This is a genomic window from Streptomyces luteosporeus (assembly GCF_039532865.1).
Taxonomy (GTDB): domain Bacteria; phylum Actinomycetota; class Actinomycetes; order Streptomycetales; family Streptomycetaceae; genus Streptomyces; species Streptomyces luteosporeus.
The window spans coordinates 230,147-254,995 of the sequence record NZ_BAAASL010000012.1 but is presented as its reverse complement, the minus strand read 5'-3'; the positions used below and the strand labels follow the sequence as shown (position 1 = coordinate 254,995).

Here is a 24,849-nt window from a genome sequence, read left to right as displayed (position 1 = left end):
GGATACCGCCGCCCGGCTCGCGCAGCCCGAGCGGGGCGGCGGTATCCGGCTGGCGGGCACGCGCGCGGTGCGCGACCGGCGGGTGCACCTGGTCGGGTACGGACCGTCGGCGAGCACCGTCGGCGCGAACCGCGCCGGGCGCGCGGCCGTGCGGGCCGCCGGCCGCGCGGCCTCGGCCGCGGCGGCCAGGGCCGCGAGCCGGTCCTCCAGCAGGGCGGCCCGGTGGGCGACGCTCGCCTCGCCGCCGCGGGCCCGGTCCAGTTCCCGCTGCAGCGACTCCCGTTCACGGTCGAGGTTCTCGCGGCGGGAGGTGCGGGAGGCCAGGCGCAGCCCCGCCTGCTGCCGGTCCTCGCGGCGCCGCTCGTACTCGCGCTCGGCCGCGGCCAGCGCCTCGCAGGCGGGCAGCAGGTCGTGGGAGGCGCGGGTGGCGGCGGCGTGCCGGTCCTCCAGCCCGGCGAGGGCGCCGGCGAGGCCGGCGGCGGGCTCGTCACCGGCCTCGGCCGTGGCCGCGGCCAGTTCCTGGCGCAGGGCGCGCAGCCGGCCCTCGGCGGCCTCGCGGCGCGCCTCGGCGCGCTGGTGGGCGGCCAGGGCCGCCTCCGCGGCCGCCCGGTCCACGTGGCCGGCCCCGGCCCGGGCGGGCGCCGGGTGCTCGGTGGCGCCGCACACCGCGCAGGCCCGGCCGGGCCGCAGGCCGGCGGCGAGCTCGGCGGCCATGCCGTCCAGGCGGCGCTCCTTCAGGTCGAGCCAGTGGGCGCGGGCGTCGAGGGCCTCGGTGCGCACGGCGGGCAGGCCGGCCTCTGCCTCCTCGGTCTGCCGGGCGAGGGCGTCGCGGCGGCGGGCGGCCTCCAGGCGGCGGCGGGCCGGGGCGAGCTGTCCGGCGAGCCGCTCGGCCAGGCCGACCGCGTCCCGGGCGGTCTCGATGCGCTGCCGGTGGTGCTCGCGGGTGCTCTCCCAGACCGCGAGCCACTGGTCGGCCTCGGCCAGTGCGTCCTCGTCGGCACGGGCCTCGGCCTGCAGGGCGGCGGTTTCCGCGGCAATGGCGGCAGCGCGTTCCTCGGCCCGGCGGGCGGCGGACAGGGCACCGAGCTCCTCGCGCAGGGTGCGCTCGGCGGCGGCCAGTTCGCCGGCGTCGTCGCCGCGGTGCGCGGCGGGCAGTGCCTCGCGGGCCTGCTCCTCGGCGGTGGTGGCGGCGCGGTGCGCGGCGGCGGCCTTCTCGCGCAGCTCCAGGGCCGGCGCGACGGACTCGGCGGCCGCGGCGCGCTCCAGGCGGGCGCGGGCGGCCTCGTACGCGTCGCGGCGCGCGGCCAGCGCCTCGCCGCGGCGTACGGCCTCCGCGTGGCGGAGCCGACCTGCCGCGAGGCGCGCCGCGTTCTCGGCGTGCTGCCGGGCGTCGCGGTGGGCGTCCTCGGCGGCCCGTACGGCGGCGTCGGCGACGGCGAGGGCCTCGCGGGCGTTGCTGCGGGCGAGGGCGGCCCATTCGAGCACGGCCTCGGCGAGCCCGTGCTCGCCCGGGGCGAGGGTGCCGGTGGGGTGGGGGCGTGCCGCCTGGGCGGGGACGGTGGCGCGCCGGGTGCGGGTGGCTGTGGAGGTGGGGGTGCCCCGGTCCCTCCCCCAGCTACCGCTGGGAGGTGCCCCCACTTTCACCGTTTCCTGGGGGCTGCGCCCCCAGCCCCCCGCTTCGGGGCTCCGCCCCGTGCCCCGTCCGGGGGCTCCGCCCCCAGGACCCCCTGCGGGCGAGGCGCCGCCGCTGTGTCGGGCGGCAGACGGCTCGGCCGTCGACGGGGAGGGTGTGGCCACCGCGGGGAGCGTGGGGTCGGCCGCGGCCTGTTGCATACGGTGGGCCAGGGCGAGCAGGTGCTCGTCTCCGCTGCGCACGCGGGTCTCGGCCGCGCGGCGCTGTGCGGCGAGGTGTTCCTCGACGGCGAGGAAGCGGCCGGTGCCGAAGAGGCTGCGCAGCAGCTTGCCGCGGGCGGCGTCCTCGGCGCGCAGGAAGCGGGCGAAGTCGCCCTGCGGCAGCAGCACGACCTGGCAGAACTGGTCGCGGCTCATGCCGAGCAGCTGCCCGATCTCCTCGCCGATCTCCTGGTGGGAGCGGCTGAGGCCCTTCCATTCCGCTGCCCCGGCGGGCTTCTCGCGCAGGGCGCTGAAGGCCTTCTCCTTGGTCAGGCCGCTGCCGCGCTTCTTGGGCCGGAGCTGTTCGGGCCGGCGGGTGACCTCCAGGCGGCGGCCGGCGACGGTGAACTCCAGCACGACCTCGGTCGCCGTGCCGGATTCGGCGTGGTCGCTGCGCAGGGCGAGGTCGCTGCCCCGCCGGGCGCCGGGGACCTCGTTGTAGAGGGCGTAGCAGACCGCGTCGAGGACGGAGGTCTTGCCGGCGCCGGTGGGGCCGTGGAGCAGGAAGAGCCCGGCTGCCGACAGGTCGTCGAAGTCGATGTGCTGGGTGCCGCCGAAGGGCCCGAAGGCGGTGATCGTCAGCTGGTGGAGCCTCACCGGGCCACCTCGCGGGCGGTCTCCTCGGTGCGTACGGCGTCCAGGGCGGCGGTGAGCACCGCGCGTTCGGCGTGGTCGGGGCCGCGCCCGCGCACGTGGGCCACGAAGTCCTCGGCGATCTGCCGGTCGGTGCGGCCGCGCAGCCGCTGGGCGTAGGAGGCAGGGGCGTCGTCGCCGGGGGCCCGTTCGGGGTCGAACAGCAGGCTGAGGACGTGCGGGAAGCGGCGGGCGAGGCGGGCCATCGGGCCGGCCGGTCGCACGGGGTCGGTGAGGGTGGCCTCGACCCAGGCGTCCTCGTGCGCGTCGAGGGCGGGGTCGGCGAGCAGGTCGGCGAGGTGGCCGCGGATGCGGGCCAGGGGCCGGGGCACGGGGCAGTCGACGCGCTCGGCGGTGATCCCGCCGGCGGGGCCGAGGTCGACGAGCCACATGGTCTTGCGGTGGTCGGCCTCGGAGAAGGAGTACGCGAGCGGGGAGCCGGAGTAGCGGATGCGCTCGTCGAGGGTCTGGCAGCCGTGCAGGTGGCCGAGGGCGACGTAGTCGGCGCCGGCGAAGGTCTCGGGGGGCACGGAGGCGACGCCGCCGACGGTGATGTCGCGCTCGCTGTCGCTGGGGGTGCCGCCGGTGACGAAGGCGTGGGCGAGGACGACGGAGCGGGTGCCGGCGGGCCGGGCGGCGAGGTCGGCGCGGACCCGGTCCATGGCGGCGCCGAGCACGGCGGCGTGGCTGCTGCCGCCGGCGCCGAGTTGCTCGCGCACGAGGGCGGGTTCGAGGTAGGGCAGGCCGTAGAAGGCGACGTCGCCGTGGTCGTCGGCCAGGACGACGGGGGTGGCGCAGGTGGCGGGGTCGGTGCGCAGGTGTATGCCGGCACGGTCGATGAGGCCGGCGCCGACGCCGAGGCGGCGGGCGGAGTCGTGGTTGCCGGAGATCATGACGGTGGGCACGGACAGGGCGGCGAGGCGGTGGAGGGCCTCGTCGAAGAGCTCGACGGCGGCGAGCGGGGGGACGGCCCGGTCGTAGACGTCGCCGGCGACGAGGACGGCGTCGACGTGGTGTTCGCGCACGGTGTGCACGAGGTGGTCGAGGAAGGCGCGCTGGGCCCCGAGCAGGCCGACGCGGTGGAAGGACCGGCCCAGGTGCCAGTCGGAGGTGTGCAGCAGCCTCACCGCAGGGCTCCGGCCCGCATCTCGTCTCCTCCGTTGTCGCCCCGTGCCACGTCCGCTCCGCGCGGCACCCTGTTCCTCACCCGGCTCAGTTTCTCATCGCTCAGGCGTCGCCGTACGCCTCTCCGCCGAGGTCGAGGCGCGCGGTGCCGGCGGTGGTGTCGGCGAGCCAGGCACGGAAGTCCGCCACGTCGGCCTCGGGCAGGCCGATCTCGATGCGGACCTCGCTGCCGTAGGTGACCTCGCGCACGTCCCGGCCGGTGGCGCGCAGTTCGTTCTCCAGCTTTCCGGCGCGCTGGTGGTCGGTGGTGACGGTGGCGAGCCGGAAGCGGCGGCGGGTGACGGTGCCGAGGGTGTCGAGGGCCTCGCCGACCACTCCGCCGTAGGCGCGGATCAGGCCGCCGGCGCCGAGCTTGACGCCGCCGAAGTAGCGGGTGACGACCGCGACGACGTAGCGCATCTCTCGCCGGACGAGCATCTGCAGCATGGGCACGCCGGCGGTGCCGCCGGGTTCGCCGTCGTCGCTGGCCTTCTGCACGGAGCCGTCGGCGCCGAGGACGTAGGCCCAGCAGTGGTGGCGGGCGGTGGGGTGCTCCTTGCGGACGCGGGCGAGGAACGCCTGGGCCTCCTCCTCGGTCGCGGCGGGCGCGAGCGCGCAGAGGAAGCGCGACTTGTTGATCTCGATCTCGTGCACGCCCTCGCGCGCCACCGTGCGGTACTCGTCCTGCATCCCGCCAGCCTAAAGGCTCGCCCGGGGGCGGGAATGGGGGGCGGCGGGCGGTCGTTGAGCGGGCATGTACGCAGAACCGGGAATCATCCGGAAGATCATCGAGGAGACCGGCGACACCTGGGCGGTGGTCGGTCTCTCGTCCAACGAGCGGCGTGCGGCCTTCGGGGTCGCCGGGATCCTGCAGCAGTACGGCAAGCGCGTCGTGCCCGTGCACCCCAGGGCGGAGACGGTGCACGGCGAGCGGGGGTACGCCTCGTTGGCGGAGGTTCCCTTCGACGTGGACGTGGTGGACGTCTTCGTGCGCTCGGAGCTGGCGGGCGCGGTGGCGGACGAGGCCGTGGCGATCGGCGCGAAGGCCGTGTGGTTCCAGCTCGGGGTGGTCGACGAGGACGCCTACGACCGGACGCGGGCGGCCGGGCTGCTGATGGTGATGGACCGCTGCCCGGCGATCGAGATCCCGTCCCTGGGCCTGCGGGCCGCGCGGCGGCAGAAGGCCGGCGCCCCGGGCCAGGGGCCCGGGGGTGCACTGCCCGCCTGGTGACGCCGGCCGCCGGGGCCTGCGTTAGCGTCCCTTCATGATCACCACACGCCGGGCGGGCCCCGAGGACGCCGCCGAGATCGTACGGTTGCGCCGGCTGATGTTCGCAGCGATGAAGGGCCGTGACGCGGCCGGTCCGTGGGAGCGGGAGGCCGAGCGGATCGCCCGGGAGCAGCTGGCGGCCGCGGATCCGGTCCTCGGGGCCTTCGTCGTGGACGGCGCCCCGGGGCAGGGGCCCTCGCATCTGGCGGCGTGCGCAGTGGGGCGGCTGGAGGAGCGGCTGCCGGCGCCCGGTCATCCCACCGGGCGCTTCGGTTTCGTCTTCAATGTCTCCACGGACGAGCGGTACCGGGGCCGGGGGTACGCCCGGGCGACGACCGAGGCGCTGCTGGGCTGGTTCGCCGAGCGGGGCGTCACGCGCGTGGACCTGCACGCGACGCCGGACGCCGAAGCGCTCTACCGGAGCCTGGGGTTCGCCGAGCACTCGCTCGCCCTGTCGCTCGACGTCTCCCGGCGCCCGGTCGGGCCGTGAGCGGCGCCTGCCCGCCCGCGCGGAGGGGTCAGCGGGCGGGCGGGACGGCGACGGCCATGGTCATCTCGACCGGTTCGGTGCCCGCGTTGCGGTAGACGTGGGGCACGTTGGCCTCGAATGTGGCGGACGTGCCGGCCGGCAGGAGGTGCTCCTCGCCGTCGACGACGAGGGTCAGCTCGCCCGCGGTGACGCGCAGCAGCTCGACGGTGCCGGTCGGGTGGGGGTCGGAGACGCTGCTGTCGCCAGGCATGATGCGCCAGTCCCACAGCTCCAGCGGTCCGCGGGCGTCGGTGCCCACGAGCAGGGAGGTGTGGCTGCCGGCCTCGGTGGACCACATGCGCACCGCCTGCTCGCGGGGGACGAGGCGCACGCGGGCGCCCTGCTCGTAGTCGAGGAGGGTGGTGATGCTCACGCCGAGGGCGTCGGCCAGCTTGACCGTCGTGCCGACGCTGGGGTTGGTCCGGGCCTGCTCGATCTGGATGATCATGCCGCGGCTGACGCCCGAGCGGGCGGCGAGGGCGTCGAGCGTGAAGTGCCGCTCGGCGCGCCAGTGTTTGAGGTTGCGGGCGAGCGATTGCGTGAGCTGGTCGAGGTCCGTCACGATCCGTCCCGTTCATCCCGTCGAAAATAATGTTTCAAGAAGTTCAGTCTCATGCACTACGGTGTCGTGGACGCCACCGTTCATCACACTGTACTGCGAGGTCTTCCCCATGACACCGGTCTTCGCCCTGCTCACCAGCCTGATGTGGGGGCTGGCCGACTTCGGCGGAGGGCTGCTGACCCGGCGCATGCCCGCGCTGACCGTGGTCCTGGTCTCGCAGCTGCTCGCCGTCGTCGCGCTGGGCACGATCGTGGTGGGGACCGGCGGCTGGGCCGAGGCCGGACCGCAGCTGTGGTACGCGGTCGCGGCCGGCGTGGTCGGCCCCGCCGCCATGCTCGCCTTCTACCGGGCCCTGGCGCTGGGCCCCATGGGCGTGGTCTCCCCCCTCGGCGCGCTCGGCGGCGTCGCCGTCCCCGTGGGCGTGGGCCTGGTCCTCGGCGAGCGGCCCGGCCTCCTGCAGCTCGCGGGCATCGTGGTGGCGGTCGCCGGCGTCGTCCTCGCCAGCGGCCCCGGCCTCGGCGGAGCGCCCGTCCAGCGGCAGACCCTCGTGCTCACCCTCGTCGCCGCCTTCGGCTTCGGCTCCGTGATGGCCCTGATCGCCGAGGCCTCGCACAACCTGACGGGCCTCTTCCTCGCCCTGTTCGTCCAGCGCCTGTGCAACGTGGTCGTCGGCGCCGGCGCCCTGTACGCCTCCGTGCGCCGCGGCTCCCCCGCCCTGCCCGAAGGCGGCCGGAGCGCACTGCGCGCGGCGCTGCCCGCCCTGGCCTTCGTGGGGCTGGCCGACGTGGCCGCCAACGGCACCTACAGCATCGCCGCGCACAGCGGGCCCGTGACCGTCGCGGCCGTGCTGGCCTCGCTCTACCCGGTCGTCACCGCCCTGGCCGCGCGCGGCTTCCTCAGCGAGCGGCTGCGCACGGTGCAGGCCGCGGGCGCGGGCCTGGCCCTGGTGGGCACGGTGCTCCTCGCGACGGGCTGACACCGGCCCGCCCGCTTCCGTTGCGCCCGGCCGGCGGCGGCGCCACAGTGATCCCATGACGGGTCGGACCGGCCCCGGCGGCGATCCCGGGCGCGAGGAGCCCGAGACGGCCGTACTCATCGTGGGCGGCGGCCCGGTCGGGCTCACCGCCCGCGTACTGCTGGAGCGCTGGGGCGTACGGACGCTGCTCGTGGAAAAGCGGGACGCGCTCTCGCCGTTCCCCCGCTCCCGGCTGGTCAACGTGCGCTCGATGGAGATCTACCGCCACCTCGGGCTCGCCGCGGCGATCACGGAAAGGGCCTTCCCGCCGGAGTACGGCCGCATCCGCTTCCGGGACACCCTGGACGGCCGCGACTTCGCCACCGCGGCCATGGTCGGCATCGACGCTCCCGTGCCCGAGAGCCCCGTGCGGGGCGTCGTCACCTCGCAGGACCGGCTGGAGCCCGTCCTGCTCGCCGCGGCGGACGCGCCCGTGCGGTTCGGGGTCGAGCTCACCGGCCTGAGCGGGGACGACGGCGGCGTCGTGGCCGCTCTCGCCGACCACCGGTGCGGCGGCGGGACGCGGGTGCGGGCCCGGTACGTCCTGGCGGCGGACGGCGCGCGCTCCACCGTCCGGCAGTTGCTGGGCACCGGCACCACCGGCCCCGGGGCGCTGGGGCACTTCACCACGGTCGTGTTCGACGCCGACCTCGACCGCTGGTGCGCCGGCCGGCCCGCCGGGGTGTACTTCACCGCGCACGGCATGTTCGCCCCCCTCCACCCCGAGGGCGGCTGGGCCTGGTTCGCCCCCACGCCCGAGGACGCCGGGGGCGCCGACTGGCCCGGCCTCGTCTCGCAGGCGCTGGGCCCCCGCGCGGGGGTGCGGGCCGAGGTGGTGCGGGTGCAGCACTGGGTGATGAACGCGTTCGTCGCCGACCGCTTCGGCCACGGCCGCGTCCTGCTGGCCGGCGACGCCGCGCACGCGATGCCGATCGTCGGCGGCCTGGGCATGAACACCGGCCTCGCCGACGTGCACAACCTGTGCTGGAAACTGGCGGGCGCCGTCCACGGATGGGCCGGCCCGGCCCTGCTGGAGACCTACGGGCAGGAACGGGAACCCGTCGCCCACCGGACCCTGCAGCGGACGGTGGCCAACACCCGGCTCCTGGTCGACGTGCAGAACCGGCGCGCCGAGCAGCTCCGGCGGGGCGAGCCGGCCCCGGACCGGGTGGAACTGCCCTGGTCGCAGGAGTACTTCGCCCAGCTCGGGCTCGTGCTCGGCGTCGCCTACCGCTCCGGCGCGGTCCTGCCCGGCGCCGACGCCCCGCCCGAGCCGCCCGGCACCGGCACCGCCTACGTCCCCACCCCGCACCCCGGCCACCGCATGCCGCACCTGTGGCTCGCACCCGGCCGCTCCACGCTCGACGCCTGCGGCCCGTGGTTCACCCTGTTCACCCCGGACCCCGCCCTGTGGGCGCAGCCCGCCGCCGGACCGTGGCCGCTGCGCGTCGAGGCGCTCGCCGGCGAGCACACCGGCCCCTGCGACCTCGGTCCGCACGGCGCCCTGCTCGTCCGGCCCGACGGCCACATCGGCGCCCGTTGGCGCGAGGGCCCCGAGCGGAACACAGCCCTCCGGCAGGCCCTGTCCCGCCTCACCGGCGTGACGGCGCCCTGACGCGCTCAGCCCTCCATGGCCTCGCGGTGCGCGGCGGCCAGGCCCGTGTACATCTCGGCGTTGAGGCGGATGTGCGCGCGCTCCTCCTCGGTCAGCTCCCGCCGGACCTTGGCCGGCACGCCCGCGACCAGCGAACCCGGCGGCACCTGCATGCCCTGCGGCACGAGCGCCTGCGCGGCGACCAGCGAACCGGCCCCGATGCGGGCGCCGTTGAGGACGGTCGCCCCCATGCCGATCAGCACGTCGTCCTCCACCGTGCAGCCGTGCAGGACGGCGTTGTGCCCGACCGTCACGCGCTCGCCCACGGTGACGGGAAAGCCGGGGTCGACGTGGACGGTGCAGTTGTCCTGGACGTTGCTGCCGGCGCCCAGCACGACGGGGCCGCAGTCGGCGCGCAGCACCGCGTGGTACCACACGCTCGCCCCGGGGCCGAGGGTGACGTCGCCGAGGACGACGGAGGTCGGCGCGGTGAACGCGGTCGCGTCCACGCGCGGCTCCTTGCCGGCCACGCCCCTGATCAGTGCCTGCTGCGTCATGTCCGCCATGTCCGCTCCTCGCCGCCGCGCCGGGTGATCGCTGCTCGATCCGCTGCTTGATCCACTGCTTGATCCACTGCGCACCGTATGCGACGCCGCGCCGGGGCGCCGGAGGGTGCGGCGCAGATCACAGGCGTACGCCGGCGGGTGCACGGCGAGGGCCCCCGGCGCTCACTGCGCCGGGGGCCCTCGTCGTACGCGGCCGGTGGGCCGTCACTCGGCGGCGACCGCCTCGGCCTCGGCGGGCTGCGCGGCCTCCTGGGACGCCGCAGCCTTCTTGGCGCGGATGCGCATCACGACGAACGAGCCCAGGCCGAAGAGGAGCGCGGCCACCAGGCCGAGCCAGGAGAACTTCCCGATCCACTCCTCGGCGACCTTGCCGACGGTGTAGATCAGCGCGACCGTGCCGCCGGCCCAGACGATGCCGCCGAGGACGTTGGCGATGAGGAACTTCCAGTACGGCATCTTCAGCACACCGGCCAGCGGGCCGGCGAAGATGCGCAGCAGGGCGATGAAGCGGCCCACGAAGACGGCCCACATGCCCCACTTGTGGAAGGACCGCTCGGCGGTGGCCACGTGGTGGGGCCCGAAGTGCTTGGGGAACTTGCGGCCGAGCCACTCCAGCAGCGGCTTGCCGCCCTTGCGGCCGATCAGGTAGCCGATCGAGTCGCCGACGATGGCGCCCGCGACGGCACAGGCACCCAGGACGTAGGGGTTGATGTGGTCCTGGGACGCGGCCAGCAGCGTGGCGCTGACGAGCACGATCTCGCCGGGGAGCGGGATGCCCAGGCTCTCCAGCCCGATGACTCCGCCCACCATGAGGTAGACGGCGACCGCCGGTACTGTCTCGAGCCACTCCTGGATGTGCAACGCCGGTTCCTTCCCCGTACGACGACCTGCTTCCCGGCGTGCGCCGCGGGGCGCACGCCGGGAAGCCTACTTGAGGGAGGACTCCCCCAGCGCCCGCGCGGTTGAGCCGCAGCGGCTACTTGTTCGGGCGCAGGGTCCACCAGATGGTCATCTCGCCGGTCTCCGCGCCGTCCTCGCGCGTGATGGAGACGCGCACGGGGAACTCGGGGCGCTGTCCGGCGTCGAGCTCGGCGAGGATCTCGGCGGCGGGGCGGCCGAGCTCGGCGGTGGCGGTGACCGAGCCCATGGCGAGCTTCTTGTAGGCGATCTCGGAGCGCACGGCCAGCGGCGTGGCCCGCCCGAGCTGGTCGCCGAAGGCGGCGAGCACGATGGCGCCGCTGGCGGACTCGGCGAGGGTGAACATGGCGCCGGCGTGCGGGCCGCCGACGTGGTTGTGGTACGCGGGCTGGTCGGGCAGGCGCAGCACGGCGCGCTCGGCGCCGGTCTCCTCGAACTCCAGGTTCAGGGTGCGGACCATGGGCACGGTGGCCGCGAGGAGATCGCCGGTCGAAGTGGGGCTCTGTGACATGCCGCGAAAGTTACCAGTCAGTAGCCTGGTGGGGAAGGGGCCGCCGGTTACCCGGGGTTCCCGGGCCATCTATATGGTTGTCGGCCATGTGGCCAGGACAGCAGCAGCCCGGCGGAGCGCAGAACCCGCAGGATTCCCAGGGCAATCCGTACCAGCAGCCCGGGTACGGATATCCCAACCCCTACCAGCAGCCCGCACCCCCGCACGCGGGCCCTCCCCAGCCCAACCCGTACGCCCAGCCCACCGTCCCGCAGTGGCCGGCGCCGGGCGGGCCGGCCGCTCCCCCGCCGGACGGCCGCAACAAGCGCACGGCGGTGATCGCGATCGGCGCGGCGGTGGCGGTGGTCGCCGCGGCCGTGATCACCGGAGTGGTCGTCCTGAAGGACGACGACAAGGGCAAGGACCCGGTGCCGGCCGCGAAGGACGCCTCGCCCTCGGCGAGCGCCCCCTCCGCGGCTCCGTCCAGCGCGGCGCCCGGCAACAACCCGCGGGCGGGCGGCAGCGACGCCAAGCCGGTGATCGCCGGCTGGAAGGTCGTCGTCAACCCCAAGCGCCATGTGGCCTTCGACGTACCCGCCGACTGGGACGTCGCCACGACGGGTTCGGGCGTGACCATCCCCGACACCTCGGAGGCGGGCCAGAAGGAGGGCAAGCTGGCCGAGGCGATGTCCTCGCCGGCCTACTTCCAGCGCGAGCAGTGCGTCGTGAAGAACGACAAGGGCTACGACGAGACGTACTCCGCCGGCATCGCCGGGGCCAAGGGCGCCAACGGCGCCAAGGACCTGCAGGAGGCCGCCGAGAACTCCGCCGCCAGCTGGGCCTGGGCGATGTTCGACCAGGAGAAGAAGGGCAAGTTCGACATCGGCAAGGCACAGCCGTTCACGAGCGACCACGGCATCACGGGCTTCACCGCCACCACGTCCGCCAACAACGTGCCCAAGGGCAACAAGTGCTCCAGTGACGGCAAGGCGTTCTCGGTGGCCTACAAGGACGCCAACGGCGACTTCCAGACGTGGATCTTCTCCGGCGTCAAGGGCAAGGACAACGAGGTGCCCGACGACACCATCAAGAAGATCATGAGCACGCTGCGGCCGCTGACCTCGTCCTGACGGCCGGCCCGCTCAGCCGACGGTGAACGTGCCGCCCGGTGGCTCCGGCGAGGCGGTCGCCGCTGCGTCGGTGACCGGGTGCGCGTCCGCGGCGAAACGTTCGAGCGCCGTCCCGTGCTCCACCCGCGCCGGGAAGGCGTCGGCGGCGGCCCGGCGGGAGAGGGCCGCCACCGGCAGCTCGGTGCGGGCGGCGACGAGCACGGCGTTGCCGAAGCGCCGCCCGCGCAGCATCGGCGCCTCGGCGATCAGGCACAGGTGCGGGAAGACCGCCGCGAAGGTGGCGGCCTGGGAGCGCAGGAAGGCGAACGGCGCCCCGTCGGCGAGGTTGGCCACGTAGTGGCCGCCCGGGCGCAGCACCCGGGCGGCGGCGCGCGCGTACTCGACCGAGGTCAGGTGCGCGGGCACCCGCGAGCCGCCGAAGACGTCGGCGACGACGACGTCGGCGGAGCCGGCCGGGGCCGCCTCCAGCGCCGCCCGGGCATCGCCGGCGCACACCTCGATCCCGCTGCCGGCCGGCAGCGGGAGGTGCTCGGCGACGAGGTCGATCAGGCCGCGGTCCGCCTCGATCACGCGCTGGCGGGAGCCGGGGCGGGTGGCGGCGGTGTAACGGGGCAGCGTCAGGGCGCCGCCGCCCAGGTGCAGCACGTCGAGCGGCAGGCCCGGGGCGGCGACGGCGTCGAGGACGTGGGCGACCCGCCGGGCGTACTCGAACTCCAGGTGGGTGGGCTCGTCGAGATCGACGTACGACTGGGGCGCGCCGTCCATGGTCAGCAGCCAGGCCCGGTCCCGGTCCACGTCGGGCAGCAGCTTGGCGGTGCCCAGGTCGACGTCGCGGGTCACGGGTACGGGTTCGGCCATCCGTTCATTGTCCCCCAGCCGGCAAGGGGCCGGTGACCACCCCGGTGCCCACCGTGCGTCCGTCCCGGCGCACGGCGAAGGGCAGGCCGCGGGTGAGGGCCACGGCCCGGTCGAGCTCGACGGTCGCGACGGCCGCCCCGGGCGGCTGCGCGAGCGTGCCGGCCGCCTCGGCGGTGCGCAGGTGGAAGCGGAGCGCCTGCCCGGCGCGGACGCCGGCGGACAACGCCACGTGCGCGCGGAAGCGCCGCAGCGAGGTGATGCTGCCCGGGGCGGCCACCACGTCGCCGCGCAGCGCCGCCCGCGCGCCGGGACCGGTCAGCAGCAGGGTGAGCCTGTCACCGGGCTCGGCGCCGTCCATGAGGCGGCCGAAGGTGCGCAGCTCCGCGGCGGTGGCACTCGCCCTCGCGCCGGGCAGCTCCACGCGCTCCCCCGGCCGCAGCGTGCCGCGTTCGACGGTGCCGCCGACGGCCGTCGCGCCGCCGGGCAAGTGGCGCACGTGGGAGAGCGGGAGCAGGAAGGGCGCGTCGGCGTACCGCACCGGCGTGGGCACATACGTGTCGACGGCGTCGGCCAGCGCCTCCAGCGCCGCGCGCCAGCGCGGGTCGCCGGCCAGGGCGGCCCGCGCGTCGGTCCGCACGACGGGGACGTGCCCGCCCCCGTGGGCGGTGAGCAGCTCGCGCACCCCCGCTTCGGCGCGGGCGCTGCGGGCGGGCCCGGCGCTCGCGGCCCGGGTGAGGGCGACGACGACGTGGTGGACGCCGGCGGTGCGGGCCAGCAGCAGGTGCTCGGCGGTGGACGGCGTGACGCCGTCGTGCGCCGAGACGACCAGGAGCGCGCCGTCGAGCCCCCACAGGCCGGCGATCAGGGCAGGCAGGCGGCGGGGCCGGCCGGGCAGGTCGGCGTGGGCGTAGTGGCGGGTGCCCGTCTCGTACTCCACGTACGGCGCGCCGGCGGGCACGGGGGCGCCGTGCAGGTGGGCGAGGGCAGCGGTGAGCGTGGTCTTGCCGTGACCGCGGTGGCCGAGGGTTGCGATGGTGAGGTGCGGTTTGGTGCGGGCGTAGGCCGGTTCGGGCATGGCTCCTTCCGGTGCGCGGTGCCCCGGCGCCTCGCACCGCCTCGATGCTCGCGCACCGGCTGCGGCCCGTCGAACGGTTTTCGCCGCCCGGGGCGGCGGGCGTCGGTTACGCTCCTTCGATGCTCGATACCGCAGTGCCGTCCCCCGGGCCCGCCGAGCGCTGCGTCCGTGCGTTGCTGTCCCCCTGGTTCCGGCTGGGGCTGCTCGTCGTGCTGCTCGGGGGTGCGGTCGCGGCCGTGCTGCTGTGCCGTCCGGAGCGGATACTGGCCGACGGCTGGCCGGCCCGGCTGTCGGGCGGCGCGGCCCCGGTGCTGTTCGCCGTGGCGTACGGGCTGTGCACGGCGGCGTTCGTGCCGCGTCCGGTGCTGAACGTGGCGGCGGGCGCCCTCTTCGGCGGCCCGGTGGGCACGGCGGCGGCGCTGGTGGGGACGGTGCTGGGCTCGGCCCTGTCGTTCGGGGCGGGCCGGCTGCTGGGGCAGGAGGCGCTGCGTCCGCTGTTGCGGGGCAAGTGGCTGCGCGCCGCCGACCGGCAGCTGAGCCGGCACGGTTTCCGCTCGATGCTGGCGCTGCGGCTGCTGCCCGGGCTGCCGTTCGCGGCCATGAACTACCTCGCGTCCGTCTCGCGCATGGGCTGGCTGCCGTTCCTGCTGGCGACGGCGGTGGGCAGCGTCCCGAACACGGCGGCCTACGTCGTCGCCGGGAGCCACGCCACCTCGCCCACCTCGCCGGTGTTCCTGGCCGCGACGGGCTTCATCGCGGTCACGGGCGCGGCGGCCGCCGCGGTGGCCTGGCGGCGCCGGCCGCGTACGCTGCGGGCCGCCCTGGCCCGCCGCCGCGCCGAGCGCGGCGCGGGGTGAACCACCGTCGTACCCCGCCGGTACGGCCCATGAACTCTTCGCACACCAGCCCGTATTGCGTAAAGACGTTCGCGGATCCGTGAGAGCGTACCGGCCGGTGGACCGGCGGCGGATCATGCCCGGTCGAGGATGCTGGGGTGGGCGCGAGGTTCATGAGCTGGTTCGAATCCTTCCTTCTCGGGCTCGTCCAGGGCCTCACCGAGTTCCTGCCCGTCTCCTCCAGCGCCCATCTGCGGCCGACCGCGGCGTTCGCGCACTGGCCGGATCCGGGGGCGGCCTTCACCGCGGTCACGCAGATCGGCACGGAGGCCGCGGTGATCCTGTACTTCCGCCGGGACATCGGCCGCATCCTCGCGGCGTGGCTGCGCTCGCTGCGCGATCCGGCGATGCGCCGCGACCAGGACGCCCGGACGGGCTGGCTGGTGATCGTGGGCTCGCTGCCGATCGGCGTGCTGGGCCTGCTGCTCAAGGACGCGATCGAGGGCCCCTTCCGGGACCTGCGGCTGATCGCGACGACCCTGGTGGTGATGGGCGTCGTGCTGGGCGCGGCGGACCGCCTGGCAGCGCGCGACGGGCACCGCCCGGGCGCGCCCGAGCGGGCCGGCGGCCGGCACCGGGCGGTGCGGCGGCGCAAGGGGCTGGCCGAACTCGACACCAGGGACGGGCTGGTCTTCGGCCTGTGCCAGGCCATGGCCCTGATACCCGGGGTCTCGCGCTCGGGCGCGACGATCAGCGGCGGCCTGTTCCTGGGCTACTCCCGTGAGGCCGCGGCCCGTTACTCGTTCCTGCTGGCGATCCCGGCGGTGCTGGCCTCCGGCCTGTTCGAGCTGAAGGACGCGGGCGAGGGGCACACGGCGTGGGGGCCGACGGCCCTGGCCACGGTGGTGGCCTTCGTGGTCGGCTATGCCGTCATCGCGTGGTTCATGCGGTTCATCTCCAGCAGGAGCTTCCTGCCGTTCGTCGTCTACCGCATCCTGCTGGGCCTGTTGCTCTTCGCCCTCGTCGGGGCGGGCGTCCTCGGCCCGCACGCGGGCGGCTCCGCCGGCTGACCCGCAGCCACTGCTCCCCTTGACGGATCGTCAAAAATGCCGCCGGCGCCGGATCATCCCCCGCATGACCCGGCGCCGGCGGCGCAGCCGTCCCCCGTGCAGCACAGGGGACAACGTGACGCAGCGCCAAGTATACTGGCTGGGAGCCAGCCAACACAGGAGTTACGTGCATGTGCCCGCGCAGCCCAGCGGTGAACGAGGAGTTGCGCCGGCGATCGCGCGAACGGCTGCTGCAGGCCACCGCCGAGCTGGTCGACGAGCGCGGCTTCGAGGAGACGACCCTCGGGGACGTCGCGGACCGCGCCGGCGCGGCGCGCGGGCTGATCTCGTACTACTTCCCGGGCAAGCGCCAGCTGCTGCAGTCGGCCGTGCACCGGCTGATGCACCTGGAGATAGACGCCTACTACGCGCGCACTCCCCTGCCGAGGGACGGGCGGGAGCAGCTCGCCCGGGCCATCGACGCGATCCTCGACCTCACGCGCAAGCATCCGCGGCTGATGCGCCAGCACATGGCCAACATCCTGATGACGGAGACCTTCATCCGCTGCCCCGACCAGCAGCGCCTGGCCTTCCTGCTGCAGGAGACGATGGCCGAGTTCGGCTCCGCCGACCCCGAGGCCGACTACCGGATGCTGCGGGCCCTGATGATGGGCGCGGTGGTGGCGGTCCTGGTGCCGGGCATGCCGATGCCCACCGACCGGCTGCGCGTCGAGCTCTTCCAGCGCTACGGCCTGCCGTGGGAGCTCGGCTTCCCGCCCGGCGACCCGCCGCCGACAGGGGTGTGAACACTCCCGGCGCGCCAGGGCATCTGCCTTCGTGCGCCGGGGAGTGCGATCCTGGGGGCTCGGAGCGGAAGGAGCCGCCGTGCTTCGCGTCGCAGTCGTCGGATCGGGCCCCAGCGGGGTCTACACCGCCCAGGCCCTGGTGCAGCAGCGCAGCGTTCCCGGCGTCACCGTGGACGTCCTGGACCGGCTGCCCTGCCCGTACGGGCTGGTCCGCTACGGCGTGGCCCCCGACCACGAGAAGATCAAGTCGCTGCAGAACACCCTGCGCACCGTGCTGGAGACGCCGGGCGTGACCTTCCTGGGCAACGTGTCCGTGGGCGAGGGCCCGGGAGCGATCCCGCCGCGCCGGCTGCTCGACGCCTACCACGCCGTTGTCTACTGCGTGGGTGCGGCGAGCGACCGGCGGCTGGGCATCGAGGGCGAGGACCTGCCGGGCAGTTTCTCGGCCACCGAGTTCGTCTCCTGGTACAGCGCCCATCCCGACGCGGCGCCCGGCGGGTTCGTGCTCGGCGCCCGGTCCGTGGTGGTGATCGGGGCCGGCAACGTGGCGGTCGACGTCACCCGGATACTGGCCCGCGGTGCCCCCGAGCTGCGGGCCACCGACGTCCCCGAGGCCGTGCTCGGCGCGCTCGCCGGCAGCCGGGTCAAGGACGTGCACATGGTCGCCCGGCGGGGTCCGGCCCAGGCCCGGTTCACCACCAAGGAGCTGCGCGAACTGGGCACCCTGCCCGGCGCCCGGGCGCACGTGCACGCCGAGGAGGCCGCCCTCGACCCCGCCTGGGCGGACCCGGCGGGGCTGCCGGGGCCCGCGCGCCGCAACGTCGAGGTGCTGCGGGAGTGGTCGCAGGTCCCCCCGGCGCCCGGTGCGCGCAGCATCCGGCTGCGGTTCTTCCTGCGGCCGGTGGCGCTGCTGGGCGACGACGCGGTGCGGGCGGTGCGCTTCGAGCGGACGGTGCCGGACGGCAACGGCGGCGTGGTGGGCACCGGGCGCTTCGAGGAGATCGAGGCCCAGCTGGTGCTGCGGTCGGTGGGCTACCGCGGGGTGCCGGTCGACGGCCTGCCCTTCGACGCCGAGCGGGGCACGGTGCCCCACCACGAGGGCCGGGTGCTGCGCGCGGGGGCGGCCTCGGCCGGGGAGTACGTGGCGGGGTGGATCAAGCGCGGCCCCACGGGCGTCATCGGCACCAACCGGCCGTGCGCGAAGGAGACGGTGGGCTCGCTGCTGGCCGACGCCGAGGCCCTGCTGGCGCGCCGCCCGGCCGCCGATCCGCACGAGCTGCTGCGCGCGGCCGGTGCGGAGGTGGTCCGGTGGCCGGGCTGGCTGGGCATCGAGGCGGCCGAGGCGGCGCTGGGGCGGGGCCTGGGCCGCGGTCCGGTGAAGATCGAGGACTGGCCGGGGCTGCTCACTGCTGCCCGGCGAGCCGCTGCTCCTGGTGGTCGAGGGCGGTGAGGACGGCGTCGAGCAGCCCGGGGAAGAGGGCGTCGAGGTCGGCCCGGCGCAGCCGGCTGACCTTGGCCGTGCCCTGGTAGACCTGGTTGATCACACCGCTCTCGCGCAGGACGCGGAAGTGGTGGGTGGTCGTCGACTTGCTGACCGGCAGCTCGAAGTCCGAGCAGCACAGGTCCTGTTCCTCGTGGGCGAGGGCGCGCACGATCCGCAGGCGCAGGGGGTCGGACAGCGCGTGCAGCACGCCCTCGACGCGGATCTCGTCCCGGGCCGGGTGCGCCAGGGGGCGGCCGGTCGGCGTGGTCATGGCGGGTCCTTCCCCGTACGGCGGTGGACCCCCATGGTACGAGGATCCTCGTAATTACCGCAGGCGCCGGGTGATGGGCGCCGTGCCGGGGCCCCGGCGGCCCTGCTCGTCGCAGCGCTCGAAGGCCACCATGGCGACGTCGTCGCGCAGCGCGCCGCCGGAGTGGACGAGCAGGTCCTCGTGGATGCGCCGCACCAGGCGCTGCGGGTCGCCCTCGCCCCAGGCCGCGACCCGTTCGAGCAGGGGGTAGAAGGCGCCGTCCGGGCTGCGCGTCTCGATGACCCCGTCGGTGTAGAGCAGCACCACGTCGCCGCGCTCGCAGGGGAAGGTCTCGGTGGTGAAGTCGTCCTCCGTCAGGCTGGCGCCGAGCCCCAGGGGCAGGGCCGGCTCGCGCACCGCCAGCTCGCTCACCTCGCCCCGGTGGATCCGCAGCGGGGGCGGGTGACCGCAGTTGATCATCCGCAGCTCCTCCGGACTGTCGGGGATCTCCACGACCACGGCGGTGACGAAGCCCTCGCCCCCGTTCTGCTCGCCCGACGGCTCCCAGTAGACGGTGTTGTGCAGGTGCGCCACCAGGCGTGGCAGGGGCGGGTTGCGGTGCGCGGCCGCCCGGTAGGCGCCCAGCAGCAGCGCGGCGTCCCCGACGGCCGTCAGGCCCTTGCCGCGCACGTCGCCGATCATCACCCGGGTGCCGCCGGTGGTGCGCACGGCGGCGTACAGGTCGCCGCCGATGCGGGCCTGGGCCGCCGCCGCGACGTAGACCGCGGCCAGCCGCAGCGGGCCCATCCGCGCGGGCAGCGGCCGCAGCAGCACGCGCTGGGCGACGTCGGCCACCGAGCGGGTCTCGTCGAGCAGCCTGCCCCGCCGCTCGTGCATCCAGCTCAGGCCCACGACGGAGAGCGAGACGACGAGGAGGGCGCCGACCTGCGCCTCGTGGTTGGCCGAGGTCAGCGTGCCGAAGACGGCCGCGATGACGATCTGCGCGACCACGGCGAGCGCGCCGACCAGCGCGGTGAGCCGGGGGCCGCCGAGAGTGGCGGCGACCGCCGGGGCGACCGCCAGCAGCGGGCCGAGGTGGATGTCGGGGCCCGTCAGCAGGTCCGCCGCCGTGATCACCACGATGAAGGCCAGCGGCACCGCGAGCAGCGCGCGGTGCGGGCGCGGCGGCTCGGGGAGTGCGGGCAGGTGGTGCGGCAGGCGCATAACTCCTGCATACATTCACCGCGCGCCGTGCGCCCGTCCGGCGCGTCCGGGCCGTCCCCGCCGGACGCTTGTACGAAACGGTTCGTACTTCGATGATTCCCGTAGTACGGTGATGGCCGTACTAACACGCAGCGCCGGACGTCGCTGCCGTCTGCGGAACGGAGTCACGTTGAGTTCCCTCTTCGAGCCCCTCACCCTGCGGTCCCTGACCGTCCCCAACCGGGCGTGGATGTCCCCCATGTGCCAGTACAGCGCGGACACCACGGGCGAGCACACCGGCGCCGCGAACGACTGGCACCTCGCCCACTACGCCGCCCGGGCCACCGGCGGAACCGGCCTGATCCTGCTGGAGGCCACCGCCGTCAGCCCCGAGGGCCGCATCAGCCCGGCGGACCTGGGCCTGTGGAACGACACGCAGACGGCGGCACTGCGGCGCCTGACCGGCTTCCTCAAGGAACACGGCACGGTGCCGGGCATCCAGCTGGCCCACGCCGGCCGCAAGGCGTCCACCGACGTGCCCTGGCGCGGCGGCCGGCCCGTGGGCCCCGAGGCGGACGGCTGGCAGCCGGTGGGCCCGAGCCCGGTGCCGTTCGCCGGCGACCACCCGGCGCCGCAGGAGCTGACGGCGGAGGGGATACGCAAGGTGGTCGCCGACTTCGCAGCGGCCGCCCGGCGCGCCCGCGAGGCCGGCTTCGAGGTCATCGAGGTGCACGGCGCCCACGGCTACCTCCTGCACGAGTTCCTCTCCCCGCACAGCAACCACCGCACGGACGCATACGGCGGGTCGTTCGACAACCGCATCCGGCTCGCCCTGGAGGTCGTCGACGCGGTGCGCGGCGAGTGGCCCGAGGAGCTCCCCGTCTTCTTCCGCGTCTCGGCCACCGACTGGCTCGCCGAGGACGGCCGCGACGACCGGCCGGGCTGGACCGCCGGCGACACCGTGCGCCTGGCCCGGGAACTGCGGGCCCACGGCGTGGACCTCCTGGACGTCTCCACCGGCGGCAACGTCCCCGACGCGCGCATCCCCGTGGGCCCCGGCTACCAGGTGCCGTTCGCCCAGCGGGTGCGCGAGGAGACCGGCCTGCCCGTCGCCGCGGTGGGGCTGATCACCGAGCCGCAGCAGGCCGAGAAGATCATCGCGGGCGGCGAGGCCGACGCCGTCCTCCTCGGCCGCGAGCTGCTGCGCGACCCGCACTGGGTCCGGCGCGCGGCCGGAGCGCTCGGCGGCGCGGCGCACACGCCCCGCCAGTACCTGCGCGCCGTCTGAGCACCGGCCCGCACGGCGGCCGCCCGGGCCCGCGCCCGGCGGCCACCGTGCGGGTTCGTGCGATCACGGGGTGAGCCAGTAGAGTGACCGGCCGTGGCTGCACGACCCTTGAACGAAATCGTCGAACCGGGCTGGGCCAAGGCGCTGGACCCGGTGGCCGGACGCATCGCCGCGATGGGCGACTTCCTGCGCGCCGAGATCGCCGCCGGCCGGACCTACCTGCCCTCCGGGGCGAACGTGCTGCGCGCCTTCCAGCAACCGTTCGACGACGTCCGGGTGCTGATCGTGGGTCAGGACCCCTACCCCACCCCCGGGCACGCCGTCGGCCTGAGCTTCTCCGTGGCACCGGAGGTCCGCCCGCTGCCGGGCAGCCTGGAGAACATATTCCGCGAGCTGCACACCGACCTCGGCCTGCCGCGGCCCTCCAACGGCGACCTCACCCCCTGGACGCGGCAGGGCGTGCTCCTGCTCAACAGGGCACTGACCACCGCGCCCCGCCGGCCCGCCGCACACCGCGGCAAGGGCTGGGAGGAGGTCACCGAGCAGGCCATCCGGGCCCTGGCCGGGCGCGGCAAGCCGCTGGTGGCGGTGCTGTGGGGGCGTGACGCGCGCAACCTGCGCCCCTTGCTGGACGGCGTGCCGTGCGTGGAGTCCGCGCACCCCTCCCCCATGTCCGCCGACCGCGGCTTCTTCGGCTCGCGCCCCTTCAGCCGGGCCAACGACCTGCTGGTGCGCCAGGGTTCGGCGCCGGTCGACTGGCAGCTGCCCTGACGCACGGGCGGCGGCGGGCGGTAAGGTGCGCGCCATGTCGCTTCCTGCCGGTCCGGTGCTGGGTGTCGACTCGGGCGGTTCGGGTCTGCGGATCGCCCTGACCGATCCGCGGACGGCCGGTCCGCCGCTGACCTGGTCCTCGCCGGTGCCCGTCGGCGTCGGGCCGCGCGGCATCGACGCGCCCGGCCTCCTGGAGGGCGTGCTGCCGGCCGCCCGGGACCTGCTCGCGGCCGCCGGCGCGGCGCACTGCGCCGCCGTCTGCGTGGGCGCCGCCGGCATGGCCACCCTCGGGGACGACCTGCACGCCGTCCTGCCCGGCGTCCTGCGCGCCGAACTCGGCGCCCGTCGACTCGCCCTGGCCGCCGACGCCGTCACCGCCTACGCCGGCGCCCTCGGCCAGCGGCCGGGCGTGGTGGTCGCGGCCGGTACGGGCCTGATCGCGCTCGGCACCGACCTGCGGCCGGGCACGGGGTGGCGGCGCGCCGACGGCTGGGGGCACCTGCTGGGCGACTGCGGGAGCGGCGCCTGGATCGGGCGGGCCGGGCTGGAGGCGGCCATGCGCGCGCTCGACGGACGTGACGGTGGCTCACCCGCGCTGCTGCAGCGGGCCGAAGCGCTCTTCGGACCGGTCTGCGGGCTGCCCGCCATGCTCTACCCCCGGCAGGACCGGCCCGCCGTGCTGGCCTCCTTCGCCCCCGAAGTGGCCCGCTGCGCCGGCTCGGACGCGGTCGCGGCCGGCATCCTGCGCGCCGCGGCCGGGCACATCGCCGTCGCGGCCGCCGCCGCCTGCCCGCCGCCCGGCGGCACCTCGGCGCGCGAAGTGGCGCTGACCGGCGGGTTGTTGCACCTGGGCGAGCCGCTGCTGGGGCCGGTGCACGAGGAATTGCGGGCGCGGCTGCCGCACGCCCGGCCGGTGCCCGCGCAGGGCGACCCGCTCCAGGGGGCGTTGCGGGTGGCCACGGCGCTGGCCGCAGACGATCTGACGCTGCCCGCCGACGGTGCACTGCTGCGCGTCGTCCACTGACGGGCAGTCCTGACGAACAGTCCTGACGGATGTCCTGACGGGCAGCCCTGACGGACAGTCGCCCTTTGATCACTTCCGCACGCATGGCACGAGCCAACGAAGAGCACCGAACAAATGCGGACAGACCTTGCTCATTTACCCCCACCTAAACGGTCGAGTCCTATGAACGGCTAACATGCGGCGCCATGAGCTCCCCCACAGGGCCCGCGTCCGGCCTGCCTGTACGAATGCCGCGTCCCCGCCAGCCTGGACGACACCGGCGACCGGAGCCGGTGACCGCTCCGGCGGGTGCTCCCCCGCTGGTGCTGGCCGTGCCCGGGACGCCCGACACGACCACCCGCCGCATCGCCGAGGAGTCGTTGAGCATCGCCCGCTCGGAGCTGCCGGGCCTCGACGCCCGCGTGGGCTACGTGGACGCGCCGGCCGACGCCGACGAGCGCGACTTCCCGGCGCTGGACGCCGTCCTCGGCCGCGCCGCGGCCGAGCGCGCCGCCCGCGCCGGTGACGCCGCCGAGGCCTGGGCGCAGGCGCCGGACGCCGTGGTGGTGCCGCTGCTCGCCGGGCCCGACAGCTCGGTGGTGCGGCGGATACGCCAGTCGGTGATGAGCAGCGGCAGCGCCGCCGAGCTGACCGACGCGCTCGGCCCGCACCCGCTGCTCGCCGAGGCCCTGCACGTCCGGCTGTCCGAGGCCGGGCTGGCCCGCGCCGACCGGGCCCGGCTCTTCACGGTCGCGACCGCCGCCGACGGCATCGTCCTCGCGACGATCGGCGGCGAGGAGGCGGTGCAGACCGCGGGCATCACCGGCATGCTGCTCTCCGCCCGCCTGGCCGTGCCGGTGCTGGCCGCCGCCCTGGACGAGGAGGGCGCCGTCGCCCGCGCCGCCGACCAGCTGCGCGGCTCCGGCTCCCGCAACCTCGCGCTCGCCCCGTGCCTGATCGGCCCGGAGGTCGACGGCGCGCTGACGGAGATGGCCGCGAAGGAGGCCGGCTGCCAGGCGGCCGAGCCGCTCGGCGCCTACCCGGCGATCGGCCGGCTCATCCTCGCCAAGTACGCCGACACGCTCGGCATCAGCACGCAGCCGGCACCGGTGAGCGCCCCGGTGCGCTGACGCGCCCGCCGGGAAGCACGGCCGGGCCCCGTGCCCGGTGCCGCCTTTCGCCAGGGGTCTTCGCTCACGCGAAGGCCCCTGGCGGCGTTTCCGGCGGCGTTTCCAGGCGGACGGTTTCAGGCGTGGGTTTCAGCAGGGCCGGGCAACGACCACGCACGAGGCCGCCGCCACCGCCACCGACCCGGCGAGGGCCGGTATGCCCGTTTGCGCATCGACGGTGAACCAGGCCACCTCGCCCGAGCGCTCATTGGCGGCGTAGAGCACCCCGCCGTCGGGGTGCGCGCTCAGGTCGCGCGGCCAGTGGCCGCCGCACGGCACGGTGCCGCGCAGCACCGCGGTGTCCCCCGAGGCGTCCAGGGCGAGCGTGGCAATGCTGTCGTGGCCGCGGACGGCCGCCCACAGGAAGCGGCCGCCGGCGCAGACCACGGGGGCCGAGGGGTAGGTACCGGCGCCGGCCTCCGGCGGCACCACACGCGTCTCGTCCACGGGCCGCAGCGTCCCTGTGGCGGCGTCCCAGTGGCAGACCGTGACGGTGGGTGCCAGCTCGTTCAGGACGTACGCCCGGTCCCCGCGCGGGTGGAACACCAGGTGCCTGGGTCCGCTGCCGGGGCGCAGGGGTGCCCTGCCGGCCGGGCGCGGCGCGCCGGCCGGCGGTTCCAGCGCGTAGATCCACACCGCGTCCGTGCCGAGGTCGGCGGAGAGCACCCAGCGCCCGGAGGGGTCCGGCACCACGCAGTGGGCGTGCGGCCCGGCCTGCCGGTCGGCGACCGGGCCGGAGCCCCGGTGCGCGAAGACCTCCACGGGCTCGCCCGGCCGGCCGCCCGTACGGATCCGCAGGGCGCTGACGCTGCCCGAGCCGTAGTTGGCCGTCAGCAGCCGGGCCCCGGCCACGGCGAGGTGGGTCGGGCCGTCGCCGCGCACGGGCACCGGGCTGCCCAGGAGCTCGGGGCGGGCCGGGTCGGCGAGGGAGAAGGCGGCGACCGCGCCCTCCTCCGTCTCGCTCACCGCGTAGAGCACGTCGCCGCCGGGCGACACGGCGAGGTAGGAGGGGTTGGCGACGGCGTCGGTGGCGTGCACGACCTTCAGCGCGCCCGTGCCGGGCTCCACCTCGGCGACCGTCAGGCCGGGCCCGCCGGCCTCGGTGAAGGAACCGATGTACGCCCAGCGCCGCGCCCCGCCGCCCGTACCGTCCTTGCTGCTGTCCTTGCTGCTGCTCGTCATGGCCTCGTCCTCCCCGGCCGGGCTCCTGGCCCCCGCTTCTCACCGTCCGTCGCTCCGACGCTACACCCGGCCACTGACAGGCCCGGGGACGGCACCGGATCGCCACCGTGGA

General features: G+C 75.7%; 25 protein-coding genes. 13 read left to right on the top strand and 12 right to left on the bottom strand.

The window, feature by feature from the left end:
• From ABD361_RS30700 to ABD361_RS18240, 3 genes are all read right to left on the bottom strand, one after another.
• The coding region (locus tag ABD361_RS30700; protein ID WP_425583248.1) for an AAA family ATPase at window positions 1–2,490 on the bottom strand (2,490 nt) is incomplete at its 3' end.
• A complete protein-coding gene (locus ABD361_RS18245) occupies window positions 2,487–3,653 on the bottom strand; it encodes an exonuclease SbcCD subunit D (protein ID WP_344436437.1) in 1,167 nt (388 codons plus the stop codon). The genes ABD361_RS18245 and ABD361_RS30700, both read right to left, overlap by 4 nt.
• Window positions 3,654–3,753: 100 nt before the next feature.
• Entirely contained in the window at window positions 3,754–4,380 is a 627-nt protein-coding gene (locus ABD361_RS18240; RefSeq protein WP_344436436.1) for a YigZ family protein, read from the bottom strand.
• A gap of 64 nt (window positions 4,381–4,444) precedes the next feature.
• Between ABD361_RS18240 and ABD361_RS18235 the strand changes: the two genes are divergently transcribed.
• Together ABD361_RS18235 and ABD361_RS18230 are read left to right on the top strand one after the other, a co-directional pair.
• Entirely contained in the window at window positions 4,445–4,921 is a 477-nt protein-coding gene (locus ABD361_RS18235; RefSeq protein ID WP_344436435.1) for a CoA-binding protein, read from the top strand.
• Window positions 4,922–4,955: 34 nt separating this feature from the next.
• Window positions 4,956–5,450 (top strand): GNAT family N-acetyltransferase, encoded by a 495-nt coding sequence (locus ABD361_RS18230; RefSeq protein ID WP_344436433.1) that lies wholly within the window; start codon window positions 4,956–4,958, stop codon window positions 5,448–5,450.
• A 28-nt stretch (window positions 5,451–5,478) separates the two neighbouring features.
• Here ABD361_RS18230 and ABD361_RS18225 read toward each other — a convergent pair whose 3' ends face one another.
• Window positions 5,479–6,051, bottom strand: a complete 573-nt coding sequence (locus ABD361_RS18225; protein ID WP_344436432.1) for a helix-turn-helix domain-containing protein — start codon at window positions 6,049–6,051, stop codon at window positions 5,479–5,481.
• A 109-nt stretch (window positions 6,052–6,160) separates the two neighbouring features.
• Here ABD361_RS18225 and ABD361_RS18220 point away from each other — a divergent pair, with 109 nt between their 5' ends.
• Entirely contained in the window at window positions 6,161–7,027 is an 867-nt protein-coding gene (locus ABD361_RS18220; protein WP_344436431.1) for an EamA family transporter, read from the top strand.
• Window positions 7,028–7,082: 55 nt separating this feature from the next.
• On the top strand, window positions 7,083–8,681 hold the full coding sequence (locus ABD361_RS18215) for an FAD-dependent monooxygenase (protein ID WP_344436429.1): 1,599 nt from the start codon (window positions 7,083–7,085) through the stop codon (window positions 8,679–8,681).
• Window positions 8,682–8,686: 5 nt separating this feature from the next.
• Here the strand turns inward: ABD361_RS18215 and ABD361_RS18210 are convergent, their stop codons facing one another.
• The 3 genes from ABD361_RS18210 to ABD361_RS18200 form a co-directional block, all read right to left on the bottom strand.
• Window positions 8,687–9,217, bottom strand: a complete 531-nt coding sequence (locus tag ABD361_RS18210; RefSeq protein WP_344436454.1) for a gamma carbonic anhydrase family protein — start codon at window positions 9,215–9,217, stop codon at window positions 8,687–8,689.
• 213 nt (window positions 9,218–9,430) lie between these two features.
• Entirely contained in the window at window positions 9,431–10,087 is a 657-nt protein-coding gene (locus tag ABD361_RS18205; protein WP_344436428.1) for a DedA family protein, read from the bottom strand.
• A 115-nt stretch (window positions 10,088–10,202) separates the two neighbouring features.
• Window positions 10,203–10,655 carry a DUF4442 domain-containing protein gene (locus tag ABD361_RS18200; RefSeq protein ID WP_344436427.1) on the bottom strand — a complete coding sequence of 151 codons (453 nt, stop codon included), beginning with the start codon at window positions 10,653–10,655 and terminating at the stop codon, window positions 10,203–10,205.
• A gap of 86 nt (window positions 10,656–10,741) precedes the next feature.
• Between ABD361_RS18200 and ABD361_RS18195 the strand changes: the two genes are divergently transcribed.
• Window positions 10,742–11,764, top strand: a complete 1,023-nt coding sequence (locus ABD361_RS18195) for a DUF8017 domain-containing protein (protein ID WP_344436425.1) — start codon at window positions 10,742–10,744, stop codon at window positions 11,762–11,764.
• A 12-nt stretch (window positions 11,765–11,776) separates the two neighbouring features.
• Here ABD361_RS18195 and ABD361_RS18190 read toward each other — a convergent pair whose 3' ends face one another.
• Together ABD361_RS18190 and ABD361_RS18185 are read right to left on the bottom strand one after the other, a co-directional pair.
• Window positions 11,777–12,622 (bottom strand): spermidine synthase, encoded by an 846-nt coding sequence (locus ABD361_RS18190; RefSeq protein WP_344436424.1) that lies wholly within the window; start codon window positions 12,620–12,622, stop codon window positions 11,777–11,779.
• A 4-nt stretch (window positions 12,623–12,626) separates the two neighbouring features.
• Window positions 12,627–13,697, bottom strand: coding sequence for a GTP-binding protein (locus ABD361_RS18185; RefSeq protein ID WP_344436423.1), 1,071 nt, complete (start codon window positions 13,695–13,697; stop codon window positions 12,627–12,629).
• 119 nt (window positions 13,698–13,816) lie between these two features.
• Here ABD361_RS18185 and ABD361_RS18180 point away from each other — a divergent pair, with 119 nt between their 5' ends.
• The 4 genes from ABD361_RS18180 to ABD361_RS18165 all read left to right on the top strand — a co-directional run bounded on the left by ABD361_RS18180 (window position 13,817) and on the right by ABD361_RS18165 (window position 17,838).
• Window positions 13,817–14,554, top strand: a complete 738-nt coding sequence (locus ABD361_RS18180; RefSeq protein WP_344436422.1) for a TVP38/TMEM64 family protein — start codon at window positions 13,817–13,819, stop codon at window positions 14,552–14,554.
• Window positions 14,555–14,706: 152 nt separating this feature from the next.
• A complete protein-coding gene (locus ABD361_RS18175; protein ID WP_344436421.1) occupies window positions 14,707–15,603 on the top strand; it encodes an undecaprenyl-diphosphate phosphatase in 897 nt (298 codons plus the stop codon).
• A gap of 170 nt (window positions 15,604–15,773) precedes the next feature.
• Window positions 15,774–16,388, top strand: coding sequence for a TetR/AcrR family transcriptional regulator (locus ABD361_RS18170; protein ID WP_344436420.1), 615 nt, complete (start codon window positions 15,774–15,776; stop codon window positions 16,386–16,388).
• Between the two features lie 79 nt (window positions 16,389–16,467).
• A complete protein-coding gene (locus ABD361_RS18165) occupies window positions 16,468–17,838 on the top strand; it encodes an FAD-dependent oxidoreductase (RefSeq protein WP_344436419.1) in 1,371 nt (456 codons plus the stop codon).
• Here ABD361_RS18165 and ABD361_RS18160 read toward each other — a convergent pair.
• Both ABD361_RS18160 and ABD361_RS18155 read right to left on the bottom strand, forming a co-directional pair.
• The gene (locus tag ABD361_RS18160; RefSeq protein ID WP_344436418.1) at window positions 17,792–18,142 is read right to left on the bottom strand and encodes an ArsR/SmtB family transcription factor; all 351 of its coding nucleotides are present in this window, start codon (window positions 18,140–18,142) and stop codon (window positions 17,792–17,794) included. The genes ABD361_RS18165 and ABD361_RS18160 overlap by 47 nt on opposite strands.
• Window positions 18,143–18,196: 54 nt before the next feature.
• Window positions 18,197–19,345, bottom strand: a complete 1,149-nt coding sequence (locus ABD361_RS18155) for a PP2C family protein-serine/threonine phosphatase (RefSeq protein WP_344436417.1) — start codon at window positions 19,343–19,345, stop codon at window positions 18,197–18,199.
• Between the two features lie 169 nt (window positions 19,346–19,514).
• Here ABD361_RS18155 and ABD361_RS18150 point away from each other — a divergent pair, with 169 nt between their 5' ends.
• The 4 genes from ABD361_RS18150 (at window position 19,515) to ABD361_RS18135 (ending at window position 23,516) form a co-directional block, all read left to right on the top strand.
• The gene (locus tag ABD361_RS18150) at window positions 19,515–20,612 is read left to right on the top strand and encodes an NADH:flavin oxidoreductase/NADH oxidase (protein WP_344436415.1); all 1,098 of its coding nucleotides are present in this window, start codon (window positions 19,515–19,517) and stop codon (window positions 20,610–20,612) included.
• A 93-nt stretch (window positions 20,613–20,705) separates the two neighbouring features.
• Window positions 20,706–21,383: a uracil-DNA glycosylase gene (locus ABD361_RS18145; RefSeq protein ID WP_344436414.1), complete on the top strand. Its 678-nt coding sequence runs from the start codon at window positions 20,706–20,708 to the stop codon at window positions 21,381–21,383.
• A gap of 34 nt (window positions 21,384–21,417) precedes the next feature.
• Complete coding sequence (locus ABD361_RS18140) at window positions 21,418–22,407, top strand: N-acetylglucosamine kinase (RefSeq protein ID WP_344436413.1); 990 nt, start codon at window positions 21,418–21,420, stop codon at window positions 22,405–22,407.
• 185 nt (window positions 22,408–22,592) lie between these two features.
• The gene (locus tag ABD361_RS18135; RefSeq protein WP_344436412.1) at window positions 22,593–23,516 is read left to right on the top strand and encodes a sirohydrochlorin chelatase; all 924 of its coding nucleotides are present in this window, start codon (window positions 22,593–22,595) and stop codon (window positions 23,514–23,516) included.
• 129 nt (window positions 23,517–23,645) lie between these two features.
• Here ABD361_RS18135 and ABD361_RS18130 read toward each other — a convergent pair whose 3' ends face one another.
• Complete coding sequence (locus ABD361_RS18130; protein WP_344436411.1) at window positions 23,646–24,737, bottom strand: lactonase family protein; 1,092 nt, start codon at window positions 24,735–24,737, stop codon at window positions 23,646–23,648.
• Between the last annotated feature and the right edge of the window lie 112 nt (window positions 24,738–24,849).